General features: G+C 68.7%; 23 protein-coding genes, 1 tRNA gene and 2 pseudogenes. 11 read left to right on the plus strand and 15 right to left on the minus strand.

The features are described 5' to 3' along the window. Positions 1-189: 189 nt before the first annotated feature. The 4 genes from ABZ441_RS27655 to ABZ441_RS27670 all read left to right on the plus strand — a co-directional run bounded on the left by ABZ441_RS27655 (position 190) and on the right by ABZ441_RS27670 (position 3,493). On the plus strand, positions 190-1,143 hold the full coding sequence (locus tag ABZ441_RS27655) for a sensor histidine kinase (RefSeq protein ID WP_358979033.1): 954 nt from the start codon (positions 190-192) through the stop codon (positions 1,141-1,143). Positions 1,144-1,147: 4 nt separating this feature from the next. Next, positions 1,148-1,819 carry a response regulator transcription factor gene (locus ABZ441_RS27660; protein ID WP_358979036.1) on the plus strand — a complete coding sequence of 224 codons (672 nt, stop codon included), beginning with the start codon at positions 1,148-1,150 and terminating at the stop codon, positions 1,817-1,819. Between the two features lie 205 nt (positions 1,820-2,024). Next, entirely contained in the window at positions 2,025-2,918 is an 894-nt protein-coding gene (locus ABZ441_RS27665) for a DUF2510 domain-containing protein (RefSeq protein ID WP_358979112.1), read from the plus strand. 155 nt (positions 2,919-3,073) lie between these two features. Continuing rightward, on the plus strand, positions 3,074-3,493 hold the full coding sequence (locus tag ABZ441_RS27670; protein ID WP_358979039.1) for a hypothetical protein: 420 nt from the start codon (positions 3,074-3,076) through the stop codon (positions 3,491-3,493). 16 nt (positions 3,494-3,509) lie between these two features. On the opposite strand, the pseudogene ABZ441_RS27675 reads toward ABZ441_RS27670, so the two are convergent. Both ABZ441_RS27675 and ABZ441_RS27680 read right to left on the minus strand, forming a co-directional pair. Then, positions 3,510-3,695, minus strand: a pseudogene (locus tag ABZ441_RS27675) (transposase); the annotation flags it as partial. A 324-nt stretch (positions 3,696-4,019) separates the two neighbouring features. Further along, positions 4,020-4,093 (minus strand) — tRNA-Pro (locus tag ABZ441_RS27680). 129 nt (positions 4,094-4,222) lie between these two features. Here ABZ441_RS27680 and ABZ441_RS27685 point away from each other — a divergent pair. Next, entirely contained in the window at positions 4,223-4,924 is a 702-nt protein-coding gene (locus tag ABZ441_RS27685; protein WP_358979042.1) for a transketolase, read from the plus strand. Positions 4,925-4,958: 34 nt separating this feature from the next. Beyond that, a complete protein-coding gene (locus ABZ441_RS27690; RefSeq protein WP_358979115.1) occupies positions 4,959-5,858 on the plus strand; it encodes a transketolase in 900 nt (299 codons plus the stop codon). 21 nt (positions 5,859-5,879) lie between these two features. Here the strand turns inward: ABZ441_RS27690 and ABZ441_RS27695 are convergent, their stop codons facing one another. From ABZ441_RS27695 to ABZ441_RS27715, 5 genes are all read right to left on the minus strand, one after another. After that, positions 5,880-6,500, minus strand: a complete 621-nt coding sequence (locus tag ABZ441_RS27695; RefSeq protein ID WP_358979044.1) for an ATP/GTP-binding protein — start codon at positions 6,498-6,500, stop codon at positions 5,880-5,882. Further along, positions 6,478-6,849, minus strand: coding sequence for a DUF742 domain-containing protein (locus tag ABZ441_RS27700; protein ID WP_358979046.1), 372 nt, complete (start codon positions 6,847-6,849; stop codon positions 6,478-6,480). Before ABZ441_RS27700 ends, ABZ441_RS27695 begins: the two co-directional genes overlap by 23 nt. A 2-nt stretch (positions 6,850-6,851) precedes the next feature. Next, positions 6,852-7,286, minus strand: coding sequence for a roadblock/LC7 domain-containing protein (locus ABZ441_RS27705; RefSeq protein ID WP_358979048.1), 435 nt, complete (start codon positions 7,284-7,286; stop codon positions 6,852-6,854). Positions 7,287-7,293: 7 nt separating this feature from the next. After that, a complete protein-coding gene (locus tag ABZ441_RS27710) occupies positions 7,294-9,324 on the minus strand; it encodes an ATP-binding protein (protein WP_358979050.1) in 2,031 nt (676 codons plus the stop codon). 778 nt (positions 9,325-10,102) lie between these two features. Continuing rightward, complete coding sequence (locus tag ABZ441_RS27715; RefSeq protein ID WP_358979052.1) at positions 10,103-11,899, minus strand: ABC transporter ATP-binding protein; 1,797 nt, start codon at positions 11,897-11,899, stop codon at positions 10,103-10,105. 315 nt (positions 11,900-12,214) lie between these two features. Here ABZ441_RS27715 and ABZ441_RS27720 point away from each other — a divergent pair, with 315 nt between their 5' ends. Next, positions 12,215-12,508 carry a hypothetical protein gene (locus ABZ441_RS27720; RefSeq protein ID WP_358979054.1) on the plus strand — a complete coding sequence of 98 codons (294 nt, stop codon included), beginning with the start codon at positions 12,215-12,217 and terminating at the stop codon, positions 12,506-12,508. Between the two features lie 105 nt (positions 12,509-12,613). Here ABZ441_RS27720 and ABZ441_RS27725 read toward each other — a convergent pair whose 3' ends face one another. The 4 genes and pseudogenes from ABZ441_RS27725 to recA all read right to left on the minus strand — a co-directional run. Beyond that, positions 12,614-13,057, minus strand: a complete 444-nt coding sequence (locus tag ABZ441_RS27725; RefSeq protein ID WP_358979056.1) for an SRPBCC family protein — start codon at positions 13,055-13,057, stop codon at positions 12,614-12,616. A 215-nt stretch (positions 13,058-13,272) separates the two neighbouring features. Beyond that, positions 13,273-14,049 carry an endo alpha-1,4 polygalactosaminidase gene (locus tag ABZ441_RS27730; protein ID WP_358979058.1) on the minus strand — a complete coding sequence of 259 codons (777 nt, stop codon included), beginning with the start codon at positions 14,047-14,049 and terminating at the stop codon, positions 13,273-13,275. 664 nt (positions 14,050-14,713) lie between these two features. Further along, the gene (locus ABZ441_RS27735; RefSeq protein WP_358979060.1) at positions 14,714-15,460 is read right to left on the minus strand and encodes a hypothetical protein; all 747 of its coding nucleotides are present in this window, start codon (positions 15,458-15,460) and stop codon (positions 14,714-14,716) included. 154 nt (positions 15,461-15,614) lie between these two features. Next, positions 15,615-16,600, minus strand: a pseudogene (recA, locus tag ABZ441_RS27740) (recombinase RecA); the annotation flags it as partial. Between the two features lie 564 nt (positions 16,601-17,164). On the opposite strand from recA, the gene ABZ441_RS27745 reads away from it, so the two are divergent. The 4 genes from ABZ441_RS27745 to ABZ441_RS27760 all read left to right on the plus strand — a co-directional run bounded on the left by ABZ441_RS27745 (position 17,165) and on the right by ABZ441_RS27760 (position 19,011). Beyond that, the gene (locus tag ABZ441_RS27745) at positions 17,165-17,662 is read left to right on the plus strand and encodes a CarD family transcriptional regulator (protein WP_358979062.1); all 498 of its coding nucleotides are present in this window, start codon (positions 17,165-17,167) and stop codon (positions 17,660-17,662) included. A 234-nt stretch (positions 17,663-17,896) separates the two neighbouring features. Continuing rightward, positions 17,897-18,478: a hypothetical protein gene (locus tag ABZ441_RS27750; protein ID WP_358979064.1), complete on the plus strand. Its 582-nt coding sequence runs from the start codon at positions 17,897-17,899 to the stop codon at positions 18,476-18,478. A 57-nt stretch (positions 18,479-18,535) separates the two neighbouring features. Further along, positions 18,536-18,841 (plus strand): hypothetical protein, encoded by a 306-nt coding sequence (locus ABZ441_RS27755; protein WP_358979066.1) that lies wholly within the window; start codon positions 18,536-18,538, stop codon positions 18,839-18,841. A gap of 23 nt (positions 18,842-18,864) precedes the next feature. Further along, entirely contained in the window at positions 18,865-19,011 is a 147-nt protein-coding gene (locus tag ABZ441_RS27760; protein ID WP_358979068.1) for a hypothetical protein, read from the plus strand. Positions 19,012-19,189: 178 nt separating this feature from the next. Here ABZ441_RS27760 and ABZ441_RS27765 read toward each other — a convergent pair whose 3' ends face one another. The 4 genes from ABZ441_RS27765 to ABZ441_RS27780 form a co-directional block, all read right to left on the minus strand. After that, positions 19,190-19,846, minus strand: coding sequence for a trimeric intracellular cation channel family protein (locus tag ABZ441_RS27765; protein WP_358979071.1), 657 nt, complete (start codon positions 19,844-19,846; stop codon positions 19,190-19,192). An 18-nt stretch (positions 19,847-19,864) separates the two neighbouring features. Beyond that, complete coding sequence (locus tag ABZ441_RS27770) at positions 19,865-21,121, minus strand: M20 family metallopeptidase (RefSeq protein WP_358979073.1); 1,257 nt, start codon at positions 21,119-21,121, stop codon at positions 19,865-19,867. A gap of 533 nt (positions 21,122-21,654) precedes the next feature. After that, on the minus strand, positions 21,655-22,032 hold the full coding sequence (locus tag ABZ441_RS27775; RefSeq protein ID WP_358979076.1) for a hypothetical protein: 378 nt from the start codon (positions 22,030-22,032) through the stop codon (positions 21,655-21,657). 183 nt (positions 22,033-22,215) lie between these two features. Beyond that, positions 22,216-23,103 (minus strand): helix-turn-helix domain-containing protein, encoded by an 888-nt coding sequence (locus tag ABZ441_RS27780; RefSeq protein ID WP_358979078.1) that lies wholly within the window; start codon positions 23,101-23,103, stop codon positions 22,216-22,218. Between the last annotated feature and the right edge of the window lie 18 nt (positions 23,104-23,121).

Below are 23,121 nucleotides of genomic sequence, written 5' to 3' on the forward strand. Positions count from 1 at the left end.
GGAATCCTTTGGATCCGACTCCATGGTCGCCGCGAGCGGGGGCCGCGGGACATCGGGGCTGACACCCATCTTCGAGGGGGCCCACCATGCAGACGCGGCCATGGGCCGGGGCCGCAGCCGCGCGAACCCCATGACCGGCGATAGTGGAGGCAGTCGCCCGCGTACCCGTCCGAAGGAGGCCGTGCGGTCTTGTCCCTGTTCTGGCGCATCTTCCTGCTCAACGCCGCGGTGCTGGTCGCCGCCGGTGCCCTGCTGCTGCTCGGCCCGATCACCGTGTCCGCCCCGGTGGTACTGACCGAGGCCCTGATCCTGGCCGGTGGCATGACCCTGATGCTCGGCGCGAACGCGCTGCTCCTGCGGCTGGGCCTCGCGCCGCTGCAGCGCGTCACCCGCGCGATGACGACCACCGACCTGTTGAGCCCGCGGCCGCGCCTGGAGGTCGCCGGTGAGGGAGAGGTCGCGGCACTGATCGAGACGTTCAACAGCATGCTCGACCGGCTGGAAGCCGAGCGCGCGACCAGCAACGCCCGGGCTCTCGGGGCCCAGGAGGCCGAGCGGCGGCGGGTCGCCCAGGAGTTGCACGACGAGGTGGGCCAGACCCTGACCGCGGTCCTGCTGGAGCTGAAGCGGGTGACCGGTCACGCCCCGGAACCCCTGCGGGAGGAACTGACGCAGGTCCAGGAGATCACCCGGGGCAGCCTCGACGAGATCCGGCGGATCGCGCGACGGCTGCGCCCCGGGGTGCTGGAGGAGCTCGGTCTGGTCAGCGCACTGACGGCGCTGACCACCGAGACACCGACGCCGAGGGGGCTGACGATCAGACGGCGGATGGAGAAGGACCTGCCGCCGCTCGGTGAGGAGGCGGAGCTGGTCGTCTACCGCATCGCCCAGGAGGCGCTCACGAACACCGTCCGGCACGCCCGGGCCACCCTGGTCGAACTCTCCCTGCGCCGCAGCCCCGAAGGGGTCGAGTTGCGCATCCGTGACGACGGCCGCGGCCTCGGGGACGCCCCCGAGGGTGCGGGTCTGCGCGGCATGCGCGAACGCGCCCTGCTCATCGGTGCGACACTCACTCTCTCCGCCGGCGTGACGGGCGGCACGGACGTTCGCCTCGAAGTGCCCGTACGGAACGGAAGCGCCTGAGATCATGCCCCACTCCCCCTCCGGAACCCGGAAGACCCGCATCCTGCTCGCCGACGATCACGCCCTGGTCCGCCGGGGCGTGCGGCTGATCCTCGACAACGAACCGGACCTCCAGGTCGTCGCCGAGGCGGGCGACGGTGCCGAGGCCATCGAGATGGCGCGCACCGAGCGGCCCGACCTGGCGGTCCTCGACATCGCCATGCCGCGCCTGACGGGCCTTCAGGCGGCCCGTGAGCTTTCCCGGGTCATGCCGGAGCTGCGCATCCTGATGCTCACCATGTACGACAACGAGCAGTACTTCTTCGAGGCCCTCAAGGCAGGCGCCTCGGGCTTCGTCCTGAAGTCCGTCGCGGACCGGGATCTCGTCGAGGCGTGCCGTGCGGCCATGCGGGACGAACCGTTCCTCTATCCGGGCGCCGTCACCGCCCTCATCCGGAACTATCTGGACCGGGTCAGGGACGGCGGCGACGTCCCTGACCGGGCGATCACCGAGCGCGAGGAGGAGATCCTCAAGCTGGTCGCCGAGGGCCACTCGTCGAAGGAGATCGCGGGCATGCTCGTGATCAGCGTCAAGACGGTGGAACGACACCGGGCCAACCTGCTGCAGAAGCTGGGCCTCCGCGACCGTCTGGAGCTCACCCGCTACGCGATCCGGGCCGGGCTGATCGAACCGTAGGCCGACCGCGGTAGCCGCCCGCCGGGACCTGCTGTACGCGGGAGGGAGGAAGGGCCGCCCGGAGCGGCGCGCACAGAACACGTCCGGCGCCGCTCGGAGTTGCGCTTCCCCGCGGGGGCCACGGCCCGCCTGGACGTGACCACGACCACCCCGTGCGTTTCATACGATTCTCACCCGGTGCGCCTACGGTGCTCCTGTGACGCAGATGACCCCGCCCGGCTGGCATCCAGACCCCGGGCACACAGGAATCGGCCCCCTCCAGGAACGCTGGTGGGACGGGAGCCACTGGACCGACCAGCTCCGGATACCGCCCGCGACGGTACGGCGCCGTCGCATACGCATCGGCGCGGGCATCGTCGCCGGCGTCGTCGTACTCGCGGCCGTCGGTGGCGGCGCGTACCTGCTGGGCGACAGTTCGGGCGACCGCGCCGGCTCATCGGCCGAAACGCCCGCACCCTCGGAAAGCCCTCGCCTCCCCGGCGCGCCGGACGGTGGTGGGCAGGACGGCGGCGGGCAGGACGGCGGCGGCCGGAGCCCTGACCAGCAGATGCCCCCGACGGAGGACGGGTACGCCACCGACGCGGCCAGCGGGATAAGCATCCCCGTGCCCGACGGCTGGACCGGCCGGTCGGGGCCGATCGGCGCGGGGGTGTCGACCGGCGCCCACGCCTGCCCGGGCGACAAGGACGAGAAGTGTGTGCGTGCCGGAGTGTCCTCCGCTCCGGCACAGGTCCTGGAGATCGAGGCGACCACGGCGAAGGCAGCAGCGGAGGCGGACATCCGGACCAACGCCGAGGAGTCGTACGGCGAGAAGGTCTACGGCGGCATCACCTCGCACGATGAGCTGAAGTCCGAGGCCGTCACGATCGCGGGGCAGAAGGGCTACCTGGTGCGCTGGAAGGTGGTGACCAAGGACGGGGACGACGGATACGTCGAGTCGCTCGCGTTCCCCTCCCCCAACGTCAAGGGCATGCTGGTGGTGGTCCGTTCGGGCTTCGACATCAACACCGAGGCTCCCGAGCTCTCGGTCCTGGACGACATCACCAAGGGCATCAAGAAGGCGGAGGGGGCCGGCTCCGGCAGCGGCGAAACCGCCTGAGGCACCCGATCACGTCCTGGAGGCCGTCCCGGACACACCGGTGCGGCCTCCGCTCGCTCGGCATCCCCGCCCGCCGGGTCCGGCCGAACGTGGAGTGGTCGTGTTCAGGCCGGGCCCTGATGAGAAAATGATCGCCCCGACGATCCTGAGGGGCCATGCTCGTGCACACGCCTGCCGACTACCTCGAACTGGCGCATGCCGAGGACGACTCCGCCGTCCTGCATCGACTCGCGCGCTGTCCGTACCCCTTCGTCTGGCAGGCGCTGGCCGTCAATCCCTCCACCGCGCCCAGCACACTGCTGGAACTGAGCACGGCCCGGGACAGTGCCTGGAACGACAACAGGCTCCTTCGCCTGCTGGCGGAGCATCCGGGCGCGGACCACACAGTGCTGCGAGCCGTCCGTGACGCCGTGGCGGCGAAGCTCGCCGACGGCGAACGCCCCTACGCCGCTGTGCTCGCGCTGGCAGGACGGACAGAGCTGGCGGCGGCAGAAGTGCGGCAACTCGGGACTCTGCGTGGGGCTTCCGCGCGTCTGCGCAGCCAGCTGGGCAGGCATCTCGGGCTCCGTACTTGATCCTTGCCCATCATTCGGCGATCACGGGTTTGATGCCGCGCTTCCACAGCAGGCGGCGGTACTTGTCGAAGTCGTAGCCACGGTCGGTGTACAGACGCCGCGGTTTGCGGCGAGGGCGTCCGCGCAGCCCCCCAATCGGCGGGACGGCATCCAGCAGCGGCAGGAACTGGGTGGCGTCGTGCCGGTTCCCGTCGGCGACCCGCTGCTGAAATCATCGTGGAACGATCAGTTCAGCAGCGGACTCGGGTTCGAGCGCGTATGCCGCCACGACCTCCGGCACGGAGGCCTGGCCTGCTTCGTCGACTCTGGAGTCCCGGGTCATATCGTCCGCGCGATCACCAGCCACGGATAAGACGGCCGCCCAGCGCTACTCGCGTACACACGGCCCCAGTCGCTGGCGCATCCCCCCGCAGACCCGGGTCGCGGCCACCCGCCGACGCCGTCAAGGACACACCGGCTTGCAGGAACGATCGAGGGCCGGTGTCGGATTTCTCCGATACCGGCCCTGACCTGCGACTGTCTCCAGTCGGGACGACAGGATTTGAACCTGCGACCCCTTGACCCCCAGTCAAGTGCGCTACCAAGCTGCGCTACGTCCCGCTACCTGCCTGACCTGGGGTTTCCCCCTGGCTGAAGGCGCATGAGAACAATACCGCACTTGCACCGGTGCTTACGAACCCATTCCCCGGGGCTTGACCTCAACCATGGTTGAGGCCGAACGCTGGGCGCATGACGAAGACGATTCCCCCGCCGGTCCACGGCTACGACGCACTCCGGCCGCTGATGAGTCTCATGACCGGTGACGAGAAGCACGGCCCCGCCGCCACCTCGACGCTCGATGCCCTCTGGGTGCTGTACGACCGGGTGCTGCGGGTCTCGCCCGACACCGCCGGCTCCCCCGGCCGCGACCGGTTCCTGCTCTCGAAGGGCCACGGCCCCATGGCGTACTACGCCGTGCTGGCCGCACGCGGCTTCTTCGGTGAGGAGCTGCTCACCGGCTTCGGTTCGTACGACTCACCGCTCGGGCACCACCCCGACCGCCTGCTGGTGCCGGGAGCCGAGATCGGCAGCGGGTCCCTCGGGCACGGCCTCCCGCTCGCCGTGGGCAGCGTGCTGGGACTGCGGGCGCAAGGGCTGGACGACCCCCGTGTGTGGGTACTGACCGGCGACGCCGAGCTGGACGAGGGCAGCAACCACGAGGCGATCGCCTACGCGGGGCCGGCCGGGCTCGAGCAGTTGCACACCGTGGTGATCGACAACGCCTCGGCGACGTACACCAGGCCGGGCGGCATGGCGGCCAGGTTCGAGGCCGCCGGGTGGTCGGTCCGGACCGTCGACGGGCGGGACCACGAAGCCCTGTACGCCGCTTTCACCACACCGCACCCCGGCCGGCCGCACGCCGTGATCGCCCGCGTGGCGCCCACCCGCTGATCATCCGCATCCGAACATGACGAGAGGCACACCGATGGACACCATGCGTGACCGGTTCATCACCACCACCACCCGACTGCTGGACGAGGACCCCCGCATCGCCTTGGTGCTCGCCGAGATCAGCCGCGACGGGTTCGGCCCGGCCGAGCAGGCCCATCCGGACCGGGTGGTCAATGTCGGGATCAGGGAACAGCTGCTCATCGGGGCGGGCGCCGGGATGGCTCTGACCGGGGTGCGGCCGGTCATGCACACCTTCGCCAGCTTTCTCGTGGAGCGCCCGTTCGAACAGGTGAAGCTGGATTTCGGACATCAGGGGGTGGGCGGGGTGCTGGTCAGCGCCGGAGCCTCCTACGACTGGCCGGCCGGGGGTTTCACCCATATGTCGCCGGGCGACGTCGCACTCCTCGACACGCTCGACGACTGGACCGTGCACGTGCCGGGCCACCCCGACGAGGCCGAGGCGCTGCTGCGGCAGTCTGTGGTGGGGGACGGCCGTGTCTACGTGCGGCTCTCCCTGCAGTCGAACAGCACGGGCCGCCCGGTCACGCATCCAGGATTCGACGTCGTGCGACAGGGAAGCGGCGGAGTGGTCGTCGCCGTCGGACCGATGCTCGACAACGTCCTCGCGGCGACAGAGGGACTGGACACGACCGTGCTGTACTCCACCACCGTGCGCCCCTTCGACGCCGCGGGGCTCCGCCGGGCGGTCGGCACGGCCGACACGGCGGACGTCGTGATCGTCGAGCCCTACCTGGCGGGTACGTCCACGGCGTCGGCGAACGACGCCCTGGCCGACCTGCCCCACCGGGTACTGGGGCTGGGCGTCGGTCGGAGCGAACTGCGCAGGTACGGACAGATGACGGACCACCTCAGGGCGCACGGACTCGACGCGTCCTCGCTGCGGCAGCGGATCACCGCTTTCCTGCACGACTGAGTCACCCGCCCCCACACGGGGTCACGGATGGGCTCCGAAGCCCGAGAGCGGCGCGGGCGCCGTGGCGTTGATGAGGTGCTGGACGAGGGTGACCAGTGCCCCGGTGCCCGAACTGGCGATCCTTGCGTCACAGAGCACGACAGGCACTGCGGGCCCGAGATCGAGCGCGGCGCGCACTTCTTCCGGTTCGTAACGGTAGGCGCCGTCGAACTCGTTGACCGCGACGATGAATCCGATACCGCGCCGCTCGAAGAAGTCGACGGCCGCGAAGCACTCGGCCAGCCGACGCGTGTCGGCCAGCACGACCGCGCCCAGAGCCCCGTTGGACAGCTCGTCCCACATGAACCAGAAGCGCTCCTGCCCAGGGGTGCCGAACAGGTAGAGGACGTGCTGCGCGGACAGCGTGATCCGGCCGAAGTCCATGGCCACGGTGGTCGCCGACTTGGATTCGATGCCTTCGAGGCTGTCGGTCGCCGCGCTGACCTGCGTGAGAAGCTCCTCGGTACTCAGGGGCGCGATCTCGCTGACGGCGCCCACGAATGTCGTCTTGCCGACGCCGAAGCCGCCCGCGACCAGGATCTTGAGGGCCACGGGAAAGAATTCGGAGCTTCCGGAGCTGTCAGAGCTGTCGTCGTAGACCATCGAGCACTGCCTCCAGCAGGGATCGGTCGGTTGGCATGTCATGGAACGCGGGGGCGTGCGCGGTGACCGCCCCGCAGTCGACGAGGTCGGACAGAAGGACCTTGGTGACGACGGCGGGGAGCCGGAGATGGGCGGCGACCTCTGCCACTGACGTGGGTCCGCCGCAGAGCTCGAGGGCCACGGTGTGTTCGGGGCCGAGGTGGACCTGGGGTTCGCTCCCCGTGGCCATCACGAGGGAGAGCAGGTCGAGCACGGCGGTCGGCCTCGTCCGGCCGTTGCTCACGGTGTACGGGCGGATGAGCCGGCCTGCCGCGTCGTCGAGCAACGGCCCGTCCTGCGGGGCCGGCATCCTCACAACCCCGGTGTGAACGGCGCTCCGGCCGGCTGTCGGAGCGGCGTCATCAGGTACGGGCGGACGCTCTTGACCAGCATGGCCATCTCGTATCCCAGAACGGCGGCGTCCGCCTCGCGGCCCGCGAGGACTGCGAGGCACGTGCCCGAACCGGCGGTCGAGACGAACAGGAGCGTCGAGTCGAGCTCGACCACGACCTGTCGCACGTCGCCGTTGTCCCCGAACCGGGCACCGGCACTCCGGCCGAGCGAGTAGAGGCCCGCGGCCAGGGCGGCCATGTGGTCGGCGCTGTCGACGTCCATGCCGTGGACGGATTTCACCAGGCCGTCCGCCGAGAGGAGGACGGCACTGCGCGTGTAGGGCACTCGTTGGACCAGGCCGCCGAGCAGCCAGTCGAGGTCCGAGACCTGCCCGGACGGCATTTCGCTCGTCATGGTGCATCTACTCCTTGAACATGTTCTCGGTTCGGGGATCCGGTTCGGGCGTCAGCGGTCCCCGGTGATCCGGGTCCACTCGCTCCGTACCGACGGTCGCGGTGGGGACGGATCCGCGGGAGGGCAGCGGGGCGAGGGCGTGGGACCGCTGCGCCCCGACGGTCATGACGCCGGAGGCGGCCGGCGCCGGGCCGGGCGTGCCGTAAGCCTCCGTCGTCTGCGGATCCTCGGCGGTCTGGGCCTCCGCGAGATCGACCCCGCGGCGGAAGGCGGCCATCAGGCCCGGGTCGTGCAGGGCGTTCTCGTCCTCGGAACGCGGAACGGGAGCCTCCCTGAGCTGCGGAACCAGATGCTCCTGGTTGCTGCGCCTGGGGAGCCGGGGCCGGCCGGGGTCGACCACCGTGACAGGGGGCGCCGGCGCTTCGGCGGGGGCCGCCACGTCCAAGGCGGACGGGACGGATGCGAGGGTCCCGGGCAGTGCGGCGGGTGCGGCCGACGGCGCCGGCCCGTCGGGCAGCCCGGCCGACGACACCCCTCCACCGGGCGGGAGGGGGCCGGCCGACTGGACAGGCCCACCCGGCGGCGAGGCGGCGAGGTTCGGACGGTCGACCCGCTCGGCACGCAGCGGCAACGGAGGCCCCTGCCCCCGGCCCCGGTCCTGCAGGGGCATCGCGTCCAGCCGTGGCGGAGGCTGGACCGCGGCCTGCGGCGGGGCGACGGGCGGGGCGTCGTGCGCGGGAGGCAGCCGGTGCTCGGCTCGGGGCTGCGGCGCCGGAGCGGTGCCGGGCGCCGTCGTGGCATCGATGTCGATGCCCAGCAGGATCTCGGGCAGCACGAGCACTGCCTGGGTGCCCCCGTAGATGTTGCTCTGCAGCCGTACGGCGATGCCGTGTCTGCGGGCCAGGGAGGCGACGACGAAGAGCCCGATCCGCCCGTCCTGCAGCAGATGGGCGACGTTGACCTGATCGGGGTCGGCGAGCAGGGTGTTCATCCGCTTCTGCTCGGGGCCCGGCATGCCGAGCCCCCGGTCCTCGACCTCCAGGGCGAGTCCGGCGGTGACACGCTGGGCGCGCAGCAGGACCTGGGTGTGCGGAGCGGAGAACACCGTGGCGTTCTCCACGAGTTCGGCGAGGAGGTGGATCACGTCGGCGACCGCGTGTCCGCGCAGCGTGCCGTCGATCGGCGGGACCAGCTTGACCCGTGGGTACTGCTCGACCTCTGCGATCGCCGAGCGCAGCACTTCCGTCATGGTCACGGGATTGCTCCACTGCCGCCGTGAGACGGCGCCGCCGAGCACGGCGAGGTTCTCGGCGTGCCGACGGATGCGAGTGGCGAGATGGTCGACGTGGAAGAGGCCCTTGAGCAGATCGGGATCCTCGACCTCGTGCTCCAGTTCGTCGAGGATCTGGATCTCACGGTGCACCAGGGATTGCAGTCGCCGGGCGAGGTTGACGAAGACCTCGACCTTCTGTTCGTTCCCACTGCTGCGGAACAGCTGGGAGGCCTGGACGACGGCGGCAACAGCGTCGTCCTGCGAGCGGCCCATCTCCTGGGCGAGGAGATCGAAGGCGTCCGCGTCGGGGGCGGCGGCGGGTGTGGCCCCACGGGCCGGCACGGGCTCGCCGTCACGGAGCTGTTCCACGAGGCGCTGGATCTCGGCCTGGTGCTGGGCACCGGTGCGTCGGAGCGCCAGCACGCGGCCGAGCACCCCCGTGGCGACACGGCCGGCGCCGAGGAAGGCCGCGGCGACCGCCGCCACGGCCAGTGCGCCGGATCCGCCGAGCGCCGCCAGGAGGCTGCCCGACGGCTGCACCCCGGAGGCGCGGACGGTGAAGATGACGGCTGCGGCGCCACTGAGCACGGCGGCCACGGTCGGCAGGACGGCGGAGCGCAGGAGCTGTGAACGCAGACGGCCGTCTGGAGCGGGCTGCGCGGCGCGCGGCCGGTTCGCGGCCGGGTGCGAGCGGCCACCCGGACGGCCGTGCCGTCCGCCTTCGCGGCGTTCCGGTCGCGCTGTGGGTGCGCGAAGTTGAGACATCATCGTCCTCGGTACGTGGGGCACCAGGAATCGGCATTCGTGTGGTGACACCTACGGTGGTCGGTCAGGCACGGGTCAACGGCTGAGGCAGGCTCGACCGATATGAGCCCACCGTTGATCACCGGACACACACGGTAGTCGTCAATCGCCCGTGCTCGGCGTGCAGTTGTCGAAGTTGCCCGCCCGGCGTCCCGCTCTGGTATGACGCCTCGCACGCTTAGCCGAATCTCCCTGCCCTCGACTCCGCACGGACGCGCGGCACACGCTCCCGTGTACGAATCACGCGAGCGGTCGCGCGAGGTCCGGGCGCATGAGGAGCGGGGAGCCCTGGATGCTCAGAGCCTCCCCGCTCCCTCGTCTGTGCGCGCGTGAGCCGCGTACTGAGGCAGACGCCCGTCGCGAAACTCTCCGCGGCCGACAGCAGGACTTCCGGGCCTGCAGCAGGAGTTCCCCACTCCGGTACGGCAGAGGTGCGCGACGCCGCCGGTCCGGGTGTCAGCGCTCGTGAACGACGGCGGTCCGGCGCAGGCACCGTGAGCCGTGCAGTGATGTTCCTGCCGCGCAGGAGTTCGCGGCTGGGGGGCCGGGGCGTCGACGTCATGGGGCGTGTGGTTGATCAGGGCATATGTCCGGACGGGACCGCACGCTCTCCTCGAACGCCGCCACCTCGACTACGCGGCGTCACAGCGTTCCGACCCTCCTCATCCCCGCATCGACCGGTCGTCGGTCATGTGGATGTCCTGGCCGCCGGACGATTCAGAGACAACGCCAGTCGGGATCACCTCGGGTGAGCGGGCTGCAGTCCCGCGTACACACCGCCCGTACCGAGCAGTTCCTCATGCGTCCCCACCTCGGCGATTCTCCCGCCCTCCATGGCGACGATGCGGTCGGCGCCCTGGATCGTGGAGAGCCGGTGGGCGACGACGAAGACGGTCCGTCCGTGCACGAGCCGGGTGAGAGCTTCCTGCACGAGGGCTTCGGAACGGTTGTCGAGCGCGGAGGTCGCCTCGTCCAGCACCAGCACCCTCGGATCACGGATGAGCGCCCTCGCGATGGCGAGACGCTGCTTCTGACCGCCCGACAACTGCGCGCCGCGCTCCCCGATGACGGTGTCCAGACCGCTCGGCAGGCCGTTCACGAACTCAAGCGCGTTGGCGTCCCGGAGGGCGCGCTCCAGTGCCTCGTCGTCCGTGTCTCCCATGCCGTAGGTGACGTTGTCGCGGATGCTGCCCTCGAAGAGGATCGACTCCTGGGGCACCACCGACAGGAAGCGCCGGTAGGTACGGAGATCGAGTCCGGCCATGTCGGTGCCGTCGAGCAGGATGCGGCCCGAAGTGGGCCTGATGAAGCCGATGAGCAGGTTGAGGACCGTGGACTTGCCCGCGCCCGAGGCTCCGACGAGTGCGATGGTCTCCCCCGGCCGGGCGGAGAGGGTGAAGCCGTCGACCGCAGGCTCCCCGTCCTCGTAGGCGAACCCGGTGTCCTCGAAGTCGATGCGCCCGACGACGCTCTCGACCCGGGCCTTGCCGGCGTTGTTCTCCAGATCGGGTGCCTGCAGCACCTCCCCTGCCGACCGCACCGACTCCAGGCCCTTGGCGAGGAGGGGAGCCAGACCCAGCAGGGTAGTCACGGAGCCGGTCAGGACGGTGAAGAAGGAGCTCAGCATGACCACGTCCCCGGGGGTGATGGCCATCCACCCGTGGTACGCCACCAGGGCGGAGCCCGTAAGGCACAGCACACCGAGGGTGTTGAGGATGACCCAGGCCAGAGACCCGAAGCGGCCGTTGATCAGGTCCAGGCGCATCCCGGCCGCGAACACCTGGCGCAGCGAACCGTCGACCCGGCCGAGTGCTGTCCGTTCCAGACCGTGGGCGCGGGTGATGGGGATGAGCGTGGTCATCTCGCCTACGCGTGAGGAGAGATGCTCGACCTCGCGGCGGAAGGACTCGTTGTGGCTGCGCAGCCGCCCTCGCAGTTTCATCACGAGGAAGCCGGATGCGGGCACCACGACGAGGAACACGGGCAAAAACTCCGGTACGCGCACCCCGATGACCACGAGCCCTCCGATCAGGGTGACCACCGCACCGAGCCCCAAGTCGGAACTCTGCTGAACCATCTGCTCGACGGCTTCGACGTCACGGACCACCTTGGCCTGCAGCACGCTCGAGCTCACCCGGGAGTGATAGCCGATGGACAGTTGCTGCATCCGGCGGCAGAGGGCCGAGCGCAGAGTGATGCCCATACGGCGGATGCTGCCGGCGAGGCACCTCACGTACCACTGGTGGAGCGGGTAGTTGATCACGAGGATGAACAGCAGAACACCGCTCGCCTTCCAGATCCCCGATTCGGGACCGTGCTGGACGACCACGTCGAGAACGGTGGCGGTGATCAGCGGCAGCAGCCAGATCGGACTGTGTTTCACGACGAAGATGGCGACGGCCAGGGCCAGCCGGCCGCGGTCGGGCCGGAAGAGATGGCCGAGGGTACGGACCGGGTTCTCCCCGCGGTAGCGGTGATCGAGGTGGTCAAAGGGTGCCAGGGGTTCGGCGTGGAGCGGTGAAAGCGCTTTCTTCATGGGATCATCCCACCTGCTCCCGCCGCCGCGGACAACCCCCGTTCCACGGGAGGAGACGACGCGCGGGCAGGCCGAGCTGACCTCTGATCCGTAGCCCCGCCCGTGCCTCGACGCTCGCATCGGACATGGGCGCGGGCCCTACCCGGAAGGGCGGACACATGACTGTCATCCCGACGGCGCACCCGCACTGCCACCCGGACGCCGATCGGGCGCCAACCGGATGCCAACCGGAGAAATTCTTTCGGGGTCACGCTGCGTAAGCCCTCGTCGAGAGGGTAGCGGGCGGGAATGTTCAGGTATAGGCGCGTACGAGTAGTGACCGTGCTGGTCGTCGGCTGGGTGGTACTGACCGCTGCGGAGCGGTACGCGGAGCGGTCCCCGTGGCCGAGCGCGATGCTGGGCGGGCTCCTGTGGTCGTGCGTGGTGGCGGGAGTCTGGTGGTTCGCCGAGTGGACCCAGTCGCCGCTTCGTACTTCGCGCGCCTCGGCGGCGGCACGCGAGTCGGCGAAAGCCGGCGGCCCGAGTGCCGACGCGGAGCACGGGCCGGACGCAGAGACGGACGAACCCGCCTCCCGGCAGGCCGATTCCTCTACGCCGTCACGACGCTGACACGGAGTCGGTGTCCTGCGACAGACGTGATCGCCCGTACGCACTCCAGAGGTGCGTACGGGCGATCACGTCTGTGATCTTGCTCCACCCGGTGAACGGGCCGTCTCACAGGCCCCGGGGGACGTCGCCCGCCACCGTGGACTCGGCCAGCTTCTGGAACTCACCCAGGTCGTAGTTGGCCAGCACCGAGTCGAGGTTGGTCAGAGCACCCAGGCGCTCGACGAACCCGCTGGGGTCGTACTCGATCTGCAGGGCGACCCGGCTGGACGTCTCGTCCAGGCGGTGGAATGTGACCACTCCGGCGTGATGCACGCCCTCGATGGTCTTCCAGGCGATCCGGTCCTGCGGGACGACCTCGGTGAGCTCCGCGACGAAGCTCTTGTCGGCGCCCGGCAGGGACAACTGCCAGGAGAACCGACGCTCGTCCATCGGATCGACACGTTGTACGTGGCTGAGGAACTTCGGCCACTGCGCCACATCGCTCCACAGAGCCCAGGTAACGCTGACCGGCGCCTTGATGTCGACGGTTTCGACGAGGGAGGAGGACATGGGAAACAACCCCTTCTTGCTCGGTTACGCCTTGCGCTGCCGACTACCCGGTAGTCGACGGTGCACGCATGTCACTCCGGCCTGCTGCTGATCACGGACGAGGATCGCCTCCGGAGTCCGGGGCCTGCCCCGCCGTCCACAGGGGCGGGCCGTGAGCCGGTACGGATCCCCCGGCCCAGATGAGTCCACGGCCAGGCCCCGGCCCCGGAAGCGACTCAGCAGGTTTTTCGGACGTATCCGCTGTCACCCGGGGCGCTGACGTCGACGTCGCGCAGAACGATACTGAGCCGGCTGCCGAAATCGGCGCACGTCGCCTTGAATGCCGAGGCCTTGTACTCGATCACGATGACGTTGTCACCGAACCCCTCGGTGTAGTCCCCGCACTCGTCCCACTCACCGCACTCCTCGGCGACGGCGAAGTCCAGGCCCGTCTCGTCCCGGGCGAGGGAGAAGTTCGCGGTGTTCTTCTGCGCGATCGCAAGACCCTGCTGATGGGCATGGTCGGCGAGCATCCTGACGAACGTCTTCGCGTTCGCCTCGGTGATCAGATCGGTCCGTGCGAACGTGTCGAGGTTGTCGGGCTCGACGGCCTGGAAGCCCTTGGTCGCACACGTGTCGATCCAGGAGTTCACCTTGGCGGCGATGCGCTGCCGCTTTACGTCGCTCCGAATGTCCAGGATCGCCTCGCCCCAGCCTTCGTCATAGACGACGTCACCGTCGGCGTCCCGCAGCAGCAGGTCGCCCCACTCACTCTCGGCTCCCGGTTGAGCCTGGAAGGCGTTGACGTAGCAGATGTTGTACAGGCCGGCCGCAGGAGAGGCGCTGTGGTCGCGACTCACGACCTTCACCCCGGCCGGCGGCGTGTACGGCTCGCCGATCTGGTAGTCGAAGTCGGCGTGTGCCGGCGGAGGACTCGCTGCTTGGGACGCACCGTTCGCGGTGGAGGACACGAACAGTGCAGTGGTCAGAGCCGCTGTCGCAGCGACTGCCACAGGGACCCGCCTGTGAAAGCGAACGCGATGGGTGGGGGACATCTTGAGCTCCCGTGAGTGGAGGGTACGTCCCCGCCTCGGACTCCGCGCTCCGCGTGGATCCTGGCGACTCAGTCCGGGCTTACGGTGCGTGGACCGCGATACCGGCTGGGCGTACCTCTGGCGCGGAGTGGTCGACTCCGGCGCTGGATGGAGTAAATCGAGCACGGTTCAGCATGTCAACAGATCACATCTGACCTCGATGCTTGGGTGGGCTGCATTGAGATCGCCGCCTCGCCAGCGTCGGCGCCTCACTCCGGGGGGATCCGATTCGATTCCCCACGGGTGGCGGAACAGCCCGACCGTGTCCGGCTGTTCGCCGGTGACGCTGTCGCGCCCGTGGTCGGTCAGCGAGCAGAACCGCTCAAGCTTCAGCAGGCGGACCCAGGGAAAACTGCCGGGCATCGGCGGTGCCGTTCGCTTCGAGCACGCACCAGCTGAACCAGCGTCACCAAACCCCACACAGACGTGAACTTCAGTGCGTCGCCGGGTGCCCGGTGTCCGAGGCGAGTCGAGTTTCGCCGGCGTCACCTCGGCCCACGTCAACCGTGATGATCGACCACGGCACCATCGAGGGAAGGCGGCTGGAGACCACCTACGGCCATTTGCTGCTCGACTCCCCTCTTCACGGTCGGCCGGTCCACGACCACATCGATCGAGCGCTTCCTGCGCTTGTCCAGAGTGGGCGGGTAGCCGGCGCCAGGACCGCCCCGTCCACCCGGACCCGGCTGAACCCGTCGGCGGACAACCGACGGAAGACCTCGGCGTGTTCGCCATTGCGGTCGCGGACGACCGGGGCCAGCACGTGGAAACGGGTCCCCTCGTCCTCGTCAGCAGCAGGTCGACGATGCGCCGCGGTGTCTGTCGGCTCACCGCACTCGGGGCAGTGGGGGTGGCCGATCCTGGCGTACAGCGGGCGCAGGTGGTCGTTGACCTCGGTGATGGTGCCCACCGTGGAGCGCGGGTTGCGACTTGAGGTCTTCTGATCGATGGCGATCGCCGGAGACATTCCCTCGACGGCATCGACATCGGGCTTGTCGAGCTGCCCGAGAAACTGTCGTGCAGATGAAGAGAGGGAATCGACATAACGCCTCTGCCCCTCTGCGAATATGGTGTCGTATGCCAGACCTGACTTTACGGAACCAGATACGCCCGTGAACACGATCAGCGCATCCTTGGGTAGTTCGACGGACACGTCACGGAGATTGTTCTGACGTGCACCCTTGACGACGAGCCGATTTCTCACTTCGTAAACCTCAGGTGGTATCGAGAACCATCCGAATCGAACCGTGACATCGTGTCGTCTAATGGCCGGCCCACTGCTCAGGCCATTTCCAGCGTGGTAGATATCTCTCTTGACAGAGCGGCTCATCGCGTGCGCAGAGAATTTTGAGGTTACGCGTCCGCTGAGCTGTCGGTGTGGTGCGGTGCGACGGTGATCGGCACGGCAGAGGGCGCGGACTTGCTCTGGGCTAAGGGGTGTCGACCGCCCGCTGCTGGACCAGCTCTGCGGACTCCTCGAGGTGCACACCGATGCCGAGCTTCTCCAGGATCTTCTTCTCGATCTCGTTGGCGAGGTCGGGTTGTCCTTGAGGAAGTTGCGCGAGTTCTCCTTGCCCTGCCCGAGCTGGTCGCCCTCGTAGGTGTACCAGGCACCGGCCTTGCGGACGAAGCCGTGCTCCACGCCCATGTCGATCAGACCGCCCTCACGGCTGATGCCCTGGCCGTAGAGGATGTCGAACTCGGCCTGCTTGAACGGGGGTGCGACCTTGTTCTTGACGACCTTGACGCGGGTGCGGTTACCCACGGCGTCGGTGCCGTCCTTCAGCGTCTCGATGCGGCGGATGTCCAGACGCACCGAAGCGTAGAACTTCAGCGCCTTACCACCGGTCGTGGTCTCCGGTGAACCGAACATCACACCGATCTTCTCGCGCAACTGGTTGATGAAGATCGCGGTGGTCCTGGACTGACTGAGCGCGCCGGTGATCTTCCGGAGCGCCTGGCTCATCAGACGCGCCTGCAGACCCATATGCGAGTCACCCATCTCACCCTCGATCTCCGCACGGGGCACCAGGGCCGCGACGGAGTCGATGACGATCAGGTCAAGCGCGCCGGAGCGGACCAGCATGTCCACGATCTCCAGCGCCTGCTCACCGTTGTCCGGCTGCGAGAGGATGAGGGTGTCGATGTCGACGCCCAGCTTCTTCGCGTACTCCGGGTCCAGCGCGTGCTCCGCGTCCACAAACGCAACCTGGCCGCCGGCCTTCTGCGCGTTGGCCACGGCGTGCAGCGTCAGCGTCGTCTTGCCGGAGGACTCCGGGCCGTACACCTCCACCACACGGCCGCGCGGGAGACCGCCGACGCCGAGCGCGACGTCGAGCGCGGTGGACCCGGTGGGGATCACCTCGATCGGCTCGTTCGGCCGCTCACCGAGGCGCATGACCGCACCCTTGCCGAATTGCCGTTCAATCTGCGCCAGCACCAGATCCAGCGCACTACCCTTGTCGGCCATGCGGACCCCGCTTCCCAATCTGCGCTCCGCACGACTGTCGCCCGGAGGATATGACAGCGGGTCCCGACGCGGAGGAGATGGAAATCCTGAAAACAGGTGCACTCAAGCATCTCATCGATATGCGTGTCACCTGCACAGTAGCAGCAAAATGCCGTGACTGCCTGCCTCGTTGAAGCTTTCCAGTGCGCAGGCATAGGAACTGTATTCAGCGCAGATACACCCCATGAACGAGCGCCGACTGCCCGGCTGATGCATATCATTTGCCTGAGTTCGACCCCGCGGCCGACTGCCCGACCGCCCGGCTGCCCGGCCGCCCGGCCGCCCGAAGAAATGTGACCGGGGTTACACCCCAAGCTACGTGCGGCGTGGTGGGAAAATGGAGGAGCTGGTTCGCAGAGGCTTTGCGCGTTAATCCGTATGAACGCGCCGGTCTCTGCGTTCCCAGGCGCGCCCGCCTCTGACCGTCTGCGGTAGGAGGCTGAGCGCTGGGACGGCCTTACGCCCTGCATCAAACGCAGGCACGGCCGAGCGCAGCATCGCACCCAAGTAGGAGTCGAGCACAGCATGCAGTTCTCCGAAGGAGAGACACTCATTCACCCTCACCACGGTCCGGGCACCGTCACCGAGGTGCTCAATCGCTCGGTCAACGGCAAGAGCACGTGCTATGTCCAGTTCCAGATCCACCGGACCGACCTTCGCATCGCCGTTCCGGTCGAGAGGGCCCGCGAGGTGGGCCTGCGGTCGGTCTGCAGCGTGGCGCAGGTGCAGGAACTGTTCAGTCTGCTGAGGGCTCCCACAGGTGAGCAGGAGGAGGCATGGTCTCGGCGGTTCAAGGCGAACAGCGAGATGCTCCACGCCGGCGACCTTCGGCTCACCGCCGGAGTCGTCCGTGACCTCATGCGGCGTCAGGAGGTGCGCGGGCTATCCGCAGGAGAGAAGGACATGCTCAAGCGCGCCCGTCAGCCGATCGTCGCAGAACTGGCACTGGCGCTCTCGCTGACCGACAGTGAGACGGATGAACTGCTCGACTCGGCTGTTCTCGGCAAGCAGCAGACCCTCTGACGCTCCCCCGTTCCGCCTGTGACGCCGGGAGCTTGGGGGGGGCGTCCTGTCTCCGCCGGTACTGCGGCGCCCCCTCCTCCGGCGCAGTCTCTGACCTACCGGGGCCTCGCGCGCGCTCCTACTTCCGCAGGACGAGCTGCATGTCATCGCCGCCGAAGAAATGGCGAAGACCTTCCGTGGGGTGGAGCTGTCCGGGCAGGCCCTCATAGGTCGTGGCGAAGTTACAGATACGGCATGTGCCAGATGGGAACGCTCCTCAACGACACCTCCGTGGCCGACTTCGGCACTCTCGCGCTGCGTGGGGTACGTGTCACAGGCCAGGTGCTGCTCGCCCGGGACGCCGTGCGCTCGGACCACGTGGCCGTGAACCGTCTGGTCGTGGAGGCCGCCGACGTGCGAGGACGCGTCGAGCGCCCGCACGGCTTCGGCGCCGACGCGTTGCAGGGGGCTTTCACTCTATGGGACCAGCAGCCCGACCAGGCCGTGGAGATCACTGCGGAGCTACTCTGTCTGAGTGCCGGCAGCGCCGACCGTCCGGTGCGCGGTAGCGGCGTCTTCGTCGGCGGGCACTGTGACTGGGACGGGGCCGCCGACGGGGGCGCGATGCGGGTGAGCACGCTGCGTACCGGGGAGATCCACACCGACGGAGGCATCCCCGCGGGGACACCGGACGTTTTCGGCGCTGGAGTGTTCGTCATCTCAGGGCCGCGGTCGACCAAGTACTCACCGCCGGACCGGTCACCACGTATGGGCAGAACGACATGGTGCTGGACAACTGGGGGCGGGTGCAGACGTGGACGGCGACCGCGCCGGTGACCTCGCACGTCCCCAGCGGGATCGGGCTCGTCAACTTCGGTGCCCTCGGCAGCCTTGATGTACAGGCGCCGATCACTACCCACGGCACCGGGGCGGGGCTTAAACGTCTACGACGAGTCCCTCGAACGTGCCTCATTCGATTCGATCGCCACCACGGGTGACGGCTCGGTGGGTACCCAGGTCAGCAAAAAGCTGCCGCAACTGGAAGTCCGGGGGGACCTGATCACTTCCGGAGGTCTCGGGCTCAGCCTGGTGCAGGGCGTGCAGGTGGAGCTGGCTGCCGTGGCCCTGAGCGTCAAGCCGGGAGGCCGGATCGGGACGGCCACCGTCGGCGGGCGCATAGCCCCGAGCGGGACCACCTGACGACGGTCGAGATCGACGGCGAGGTGGCGAGCCTGACGGTCGCCGGCGGCATCCACGCAGCGAGGCAGGAAGCGGCCGCGGTCCAGGTCGGCGCCGGTGACGTGGACTTGTCCGGCATCGCCATCGCCGCCGACGACGGCCACGCCATCGTTCACGGCACCGAGAGCTGACCGCACCTCGGCTTGGTTGACGGGCGCACCACAGGAAAATGCCGGCGTTCCGTCGACAGCTCCGTGTCCGGCATGGGTTCTGCGAGGGGGCTGAGCCGACCGTCCTGCTCATGCTTACTGATGTCCATGACAGACGTGCCGGAAGTGGTTGCCCCACCGGCTGAAGACGGCGCAGTTGTCACATGTCTGTATCGCCAGAGTCCTTGTTCTTGCGAGTCTCAGGCGGCTCGGGCGCGTTGAGGCTGAATCGGAGGCCGATCATCCTGACAAGGAAGCAGGTCAAGGCGGCTCCGAACGCCGCTGGTGGACCGTAGACACCTGTCTCGACTGCCGTGACGGTCACTGCCGCACCGATTAGTGCGGGAACGGCGTACAGACCGGTGCGCAAAACCGACGGGATCCGGCCGATGAGCGTGTCCCGGAGCGTGCCTCCGCCCACTGCGGTGATCGCCCCCAACAGAATCGCGGGCGCGACGCCGAGCCCGGCGTTCAGGGCTGTGCTTGCGCCGATGACCGCGAAGGTGCTCAACCCGATGGCGTCGAGTACGGTGATCGCCCGCTCCAGCTTGCGCAGGTGCTTGCTGATGGCGAAGGCGATCAGTCCGCCGGCGATGGCGAGCGTGTAGTAGCGCCAGTCCAGCAGGGTGGCGGGCGGCAGGGCGTCGATGAGAATGTCGCGGATGATACCGCCGCCCAATGCGGTGATCATGCCAAGCACAACCACACCGACCACGTCCAGCCGGGTGGCCCGCACTGCCGTCAACGCGCCGTTCAGCCCGAAAGCGAACGTGCCGGAGAGATCCAAGGCGACCAAGACTGCAGGTTCGGAACTCATGCCGCGCCGGCCAGCGGCTCAATTGCCGAGCCAGGCGAGGGCGGCCACCGTCAGCGCGCTGACGCCGGTGCCCAGCGTCGGCTGTTGGACAGGGGCGAAGGTGGCGCTGTGGTTGACCGGGATGTCCTGGGCCACGGTTCCGTTGCGGACGGCCTCGGCGTAGCGCTCGGGGTCGATGCCGCCGATCGCCCAGTAGGTGAACGGCACCCCGAAGGCCTTCGGGATTTCACTCATGTCCTCGCTGGCGGTCTGCAACTCGACGGTGTGGGCGTCGTCGCCGAAGTACGCGCTGAAGGCGTCAGCGACGCGGCGGGTCGGCTCATCGTCGTTGACGGTAGGCGGGAAGGACGAAAGCCGTTCGAACTCGGGTTCCTTGGGGGATCGGGACGCCTCGCACTCGGCCTTGACGATGCGCTTGACCGCGCCGAGGACCTGCGTGCGCGTTGCGTCGTCGTAGGTGCGGACGTTGATCTCCAGGACAGCCCGGTCGGGGATGACGTTGGGACCGCTGCCCGCATGGATGCTGCCCACGGTCACGACGGCGGGCGTGGTGGCGGCCAGTTCCCGGGAGACGATGGTCTGCAGCCGTACGACGATCGAAGCGGCGATCAACACGGGATCGACCGATGCCTGGGGCATCGAACCGTGCGCGCCACGCCCGTGCACGGTGATGCGCAGGCTGTCCGCGGCAGACAGGAAGGAGCCCGCACGGGTGCCGACGTAGCCGGCAGGGTAGGGCAGGACGTGCTGAGCAAGGACGACATCAGGACGGGGCGACTTGTCGGTCAGACCGTCGTCGATCATGGCGTCGGCGCCGTCGCCGTTCTCCTCCGAGGGCTGGAAGAGCACCACGAAGGTACCCCGCCACACGTCCCGGTGCTCGGCCATCAGCCGCGCGCAGCCGATCAGGCACGTCACGTGCACGTCGTGTCCGCAAGCGTGCATCACCGGCTGTTCCTGGCCGTCCTCGTCGGTCACCTTCTCGGCAGAGGCGTACGGGAGGCCGGTACGCTCCCGCACAGGGAGGGCGTCCATGTCGGCGCGTGCCATGACGACCGGGCCGTCTCCGCTGGTGAGGACCCCGATCACGCCGGTGCCACCGACGTCCTCGGTGACGTCGTAGCCGCTCTCGCGCAGAGCGTCTGCCGCCTTCTTCGCCGTGCGGTGCTCCCGCAGGCCGAGCTCAGGGTGCCGGTGCAGGTCCTGGTAGAGGTCCTCCAGCTCGCCACGGGCAGCGTCGAGGCCGGCCAGCACGGTTCGGGCAGTGTCAGTCATGTGAGATCTCCACGCTGGGCGAACCCGAAACTCATTTCGTGACAGGCGCGCCAATTGGGTGTGGGCTGCTGAAAATTGACGGCACGAGCCGGTCGGGAAAGCGGCCTCACACCGGTCGTTTTCGACTGAATGGTTAGCAGCCGCGGCACCACGGCCACGACTGCGGCTTCGAGGAGGACCAGTTCGCTGACCCCAGGACCGCCCCCAGCCGATGATGCACCGACCGGCTGAAGCTCGCCACGCGGCGGTGTAGCGATTGCCCTCCAGGGCGTTGATTCGGCGAGGCCCCGTGAGGTCAGAAGCTCGCGCCAGTGGCTGTCACCGTTGTCACCGTCCCAGGCGGGCGTCGTCCGCAGAGGCACTGTGCGCCGGCACGCAGAGATGCTGAGGAGCGCCCCTATGGGGCAAGGCGCTCAGTCGTCGGCGAGCTGAAGTGCCAGCGCGAAGTGCTCGCCGTCCGTCCCTGCGAGCAGACTGTCGAACAGTGGGGTGAGTCCATTCACCGCGCCGCATTCGGTGTCGTGGTTGGTCCATCATGTGGCCGCCGGTCCGAGCAGTGACACCACCCGGGCCGCCGCGCGCTCGGCGGTCTCGACGGGCAGATGACGGTGGCTCGGCCAGACCAGATCGACGGTCGCGAGTCGGGCCAGGAACGAGGCGGCTGCGTGCGTCTCCACCGCTTCCAGAGCGGCGCAGACCTCCGGGACAGACGGCGGGGCGTACCTGCATAGGAAGCGCCGCCAGGCATCGTCCGCCGCGACAGAGGCCAGCAGCGTACGGATCTGGGCTGCCAACTCCGGCAGGTCGGGTTCCGGCTCGGTGAACCGCCCCGCCGCCACGAAGACCCGCATCGGCGTGGACAGCTCTGCCATGCCGGCTTTCAGCTCGGCCAGAACCCCTATGGACGCCACGGCGTGATTCTGCCGTACGCCCCCGTTCCTCGCTCCCATTCGATCTGAGGGGCCTGGTGTGACTGAGCGCGATAGTTGGCGCCGTTCGCCAACAGGAGCGCTCGGGGATCACCCCTGTGTGGTCTGTGCGGTTGCAGGGCTGGATGACAGCCGGTGCGCCGGAAGTCCGTCAGACGGGTCAGGTCACGCTCGGCCCCGGCTCCCGGTGTCATCGCGGGCGGGTGCGGCTGCGAGCCAGGAGGCGAGGATGCGGAACTTTTCGTGGGTGGGCGAGCTGGGTGCAGCTGACCACATGGTCAGGTACTGATCGGGGTCGCCGGACCAGTGGAAGCTGTCCCAGTCGACGGTGAGGTCGCCGAGTTCGGGGTGGCGGATGGTCTTGGTGCCGAACTTAGGTTGGGCGACGTTTCGGGCCGCCCACCAGCGGCGGAACTGCGGGCTGACAACGGACATCTCTCCCACGAGCGAGGTCAGCTGCGGATCGGTGGGGTGGTCGGCGGCCTGCATGCGCAGCAGTGCGACGCCGTCGCGGGCCATGGCCTCCCAGTCGTTGTAGTAGTCCTTCATCCGGGGGTCGGTGAACAGCATCCGGATGTGGTTGCGTTCCTTGGGGGACTTCTTGTCGATGTCGAGCAGGAGGGCTGCGGCGAGCGGGTTCCAGGCGAGGATGTCGAGGTACCTGCCCACCACGAACGCCGGTGTGTCGGTCAGCTGGTTCAGTAGTCGTTGAAGCTGCGGGCGTACCTGTGTCGCACGGCTTCTGGGCGGGGTGCGGCGTTCGGCCTGCCGGGCGAGGTTCTCGGTGTAAGTGCGCTGGTCGGGTGTGAGGCGCAGAGCGTCGGCGAGGGCTTCGAGGACGGGTCCGGAAGGGGCGAGTCGGCCCTGTTCGATGCGGGCGTAGTAGTCCTGGCTGATCGCCACCAGCGCCGCGACCTCTTCGCGCCGCAACCCCGACACGCGACGGGACCCCGGGTCCCCCGGGTCCAGCCCCAGGTCGGTGGGATTGCGTTCGCTGCGGCGCGCTTTCAGGAACTGGCCGAGCTCTTCGAGGTGCGGGTCCTTCGCGCTCACGTCTCTCACAGCCTTCGG

Source organism: Streptomyces sp. NPDC005752, from assembly GCF_040630715.1.
Taxonomy (GTDB): Bacteria; Actinomycetota; Actinomycetes; order Streptomycetales; family Streptomycetaceae; genus Streptomyces.

Bases quoted from the DNA above. Each gene is read 5' to 3' on its own strand.
- ABZ441_RS27660 (WP_358979036.1), top strand. From the start codon at position 1,148: ATGCCCCACTCCCCCTCCGGAACCCGGAAGACCCGCATCCTGCTCGCC.
- ABZ441_RS27665 (WP_358979112.1), top strand. From the start codon at position 2,025: ATGACCCCGCCCGGCTGGCATCCAGACCCCGGGCACACAGGAATCGGC.
- ABZ441_RS27670 (WP_358979039.1), top strand. From the start codon at position 3,074: ATGCTCGTGCACACGCCTGCCGACTACCTCGAACTGGCGCATGCCGAG.
- ABZ441_RS27685 (WP_358979042.1), top strand. From the start codon at position 4,223: ATGACGAAGACGATTCCCCCGCCGGTCCACGGCTACGACGCACTCCGG.
- ABZ441_RS27690 (WP_358979115.1), top strand. From the start codon at position 4,959: ATGGACACCATGCGTGACCGGTTCATCACCACCACCACCCGACTGCTG.
- ABZ441_RS27695 (WP_358979044.1), bottom strand. From the start codon at position 6,500: ATGGTCTACGACGACAGCTCTGACAGCTCCGGAAGCTCCGAATTCTTT.
- ABZ441_RS27700 (WP_358979046.1), bottom strand. From the start codon at position 6,849: ATGCCGGCCCCGCAGGACGGGCCGTTGCTCGACGACGCGGCAGGCCGG.
- ABZ441_RS27705 (WP_358979048.1), bottom strand. From the start codon at position 7,286: ATGACGAGCGAAATGCCGTCCGGGCAGGTCTCGGACCTCGACTGGCTG.
- ABZ441_RS27710 (WP_358979050.1), bottom strand. From the start codon at position 9,324: ATGTCTCAACTTCGCGCACCCACAGCGCGACCGGAACGCCGCGAAGGC.
- ABZ441_RS27715 (WP_358979052.1), bottom strand. From the start codon at position 11,899: ATGAAGAAAGCGCTTTCACCGCTCCACGCCGAACCCCTGGCACCCTTT.
- ABZ441_RS27725 (WP_358979056.1), bottom strand. From the start codon at position 13,057: ATGTCCTCCTCCCTCGTCGAAACCGTCGACATCAAGGCGCCGGTCAGC.
- ABZ441_RS27735 (WP_358979060.1), bottom strand. From the start codon at position 15,460: ATGAGCCGCTCTGTCAAGAGAGATATCTACCACGCTGGAAATGGCCTG.
- ABZ441_RS27745 (WP_358979062.1), top strand. From the start codon at position 17,165: ATGCAGTTCTCCGAAGGAGAGACACTCATTCACCCTCACCACGGTCCG.
- ABZ441_RS27750 (WP_358979064.1), top strand. From the start codon at position 17,897: ATGTGCCAGATGGGAACGCTCCTCAACGACACCTCCGTGGCCGACTTC.
- ABZ441_RS27755 (WP_358979066.1), top strand. From the start codon at position 18,536: ATGTACAGGCGCCGATCACTACCCACGGCACCGGGGCGGGGCTTAAAC.
- ABZ441_RS27765 (WP_358979071.1), bottom strand. From the start codon at position 19,846: ATGAGTTCCGAACCTGCAGTCTTGGTCGCCTTGGATCTCTCCGGCACG.
- ABZ441_RS27770 (WP_358979073.1), bottom strand. From the start codon at position 21,121: ATGACTGACACTGCCCGAACCGTGCTGGCCGGCCTCGACGCTGCCCGT.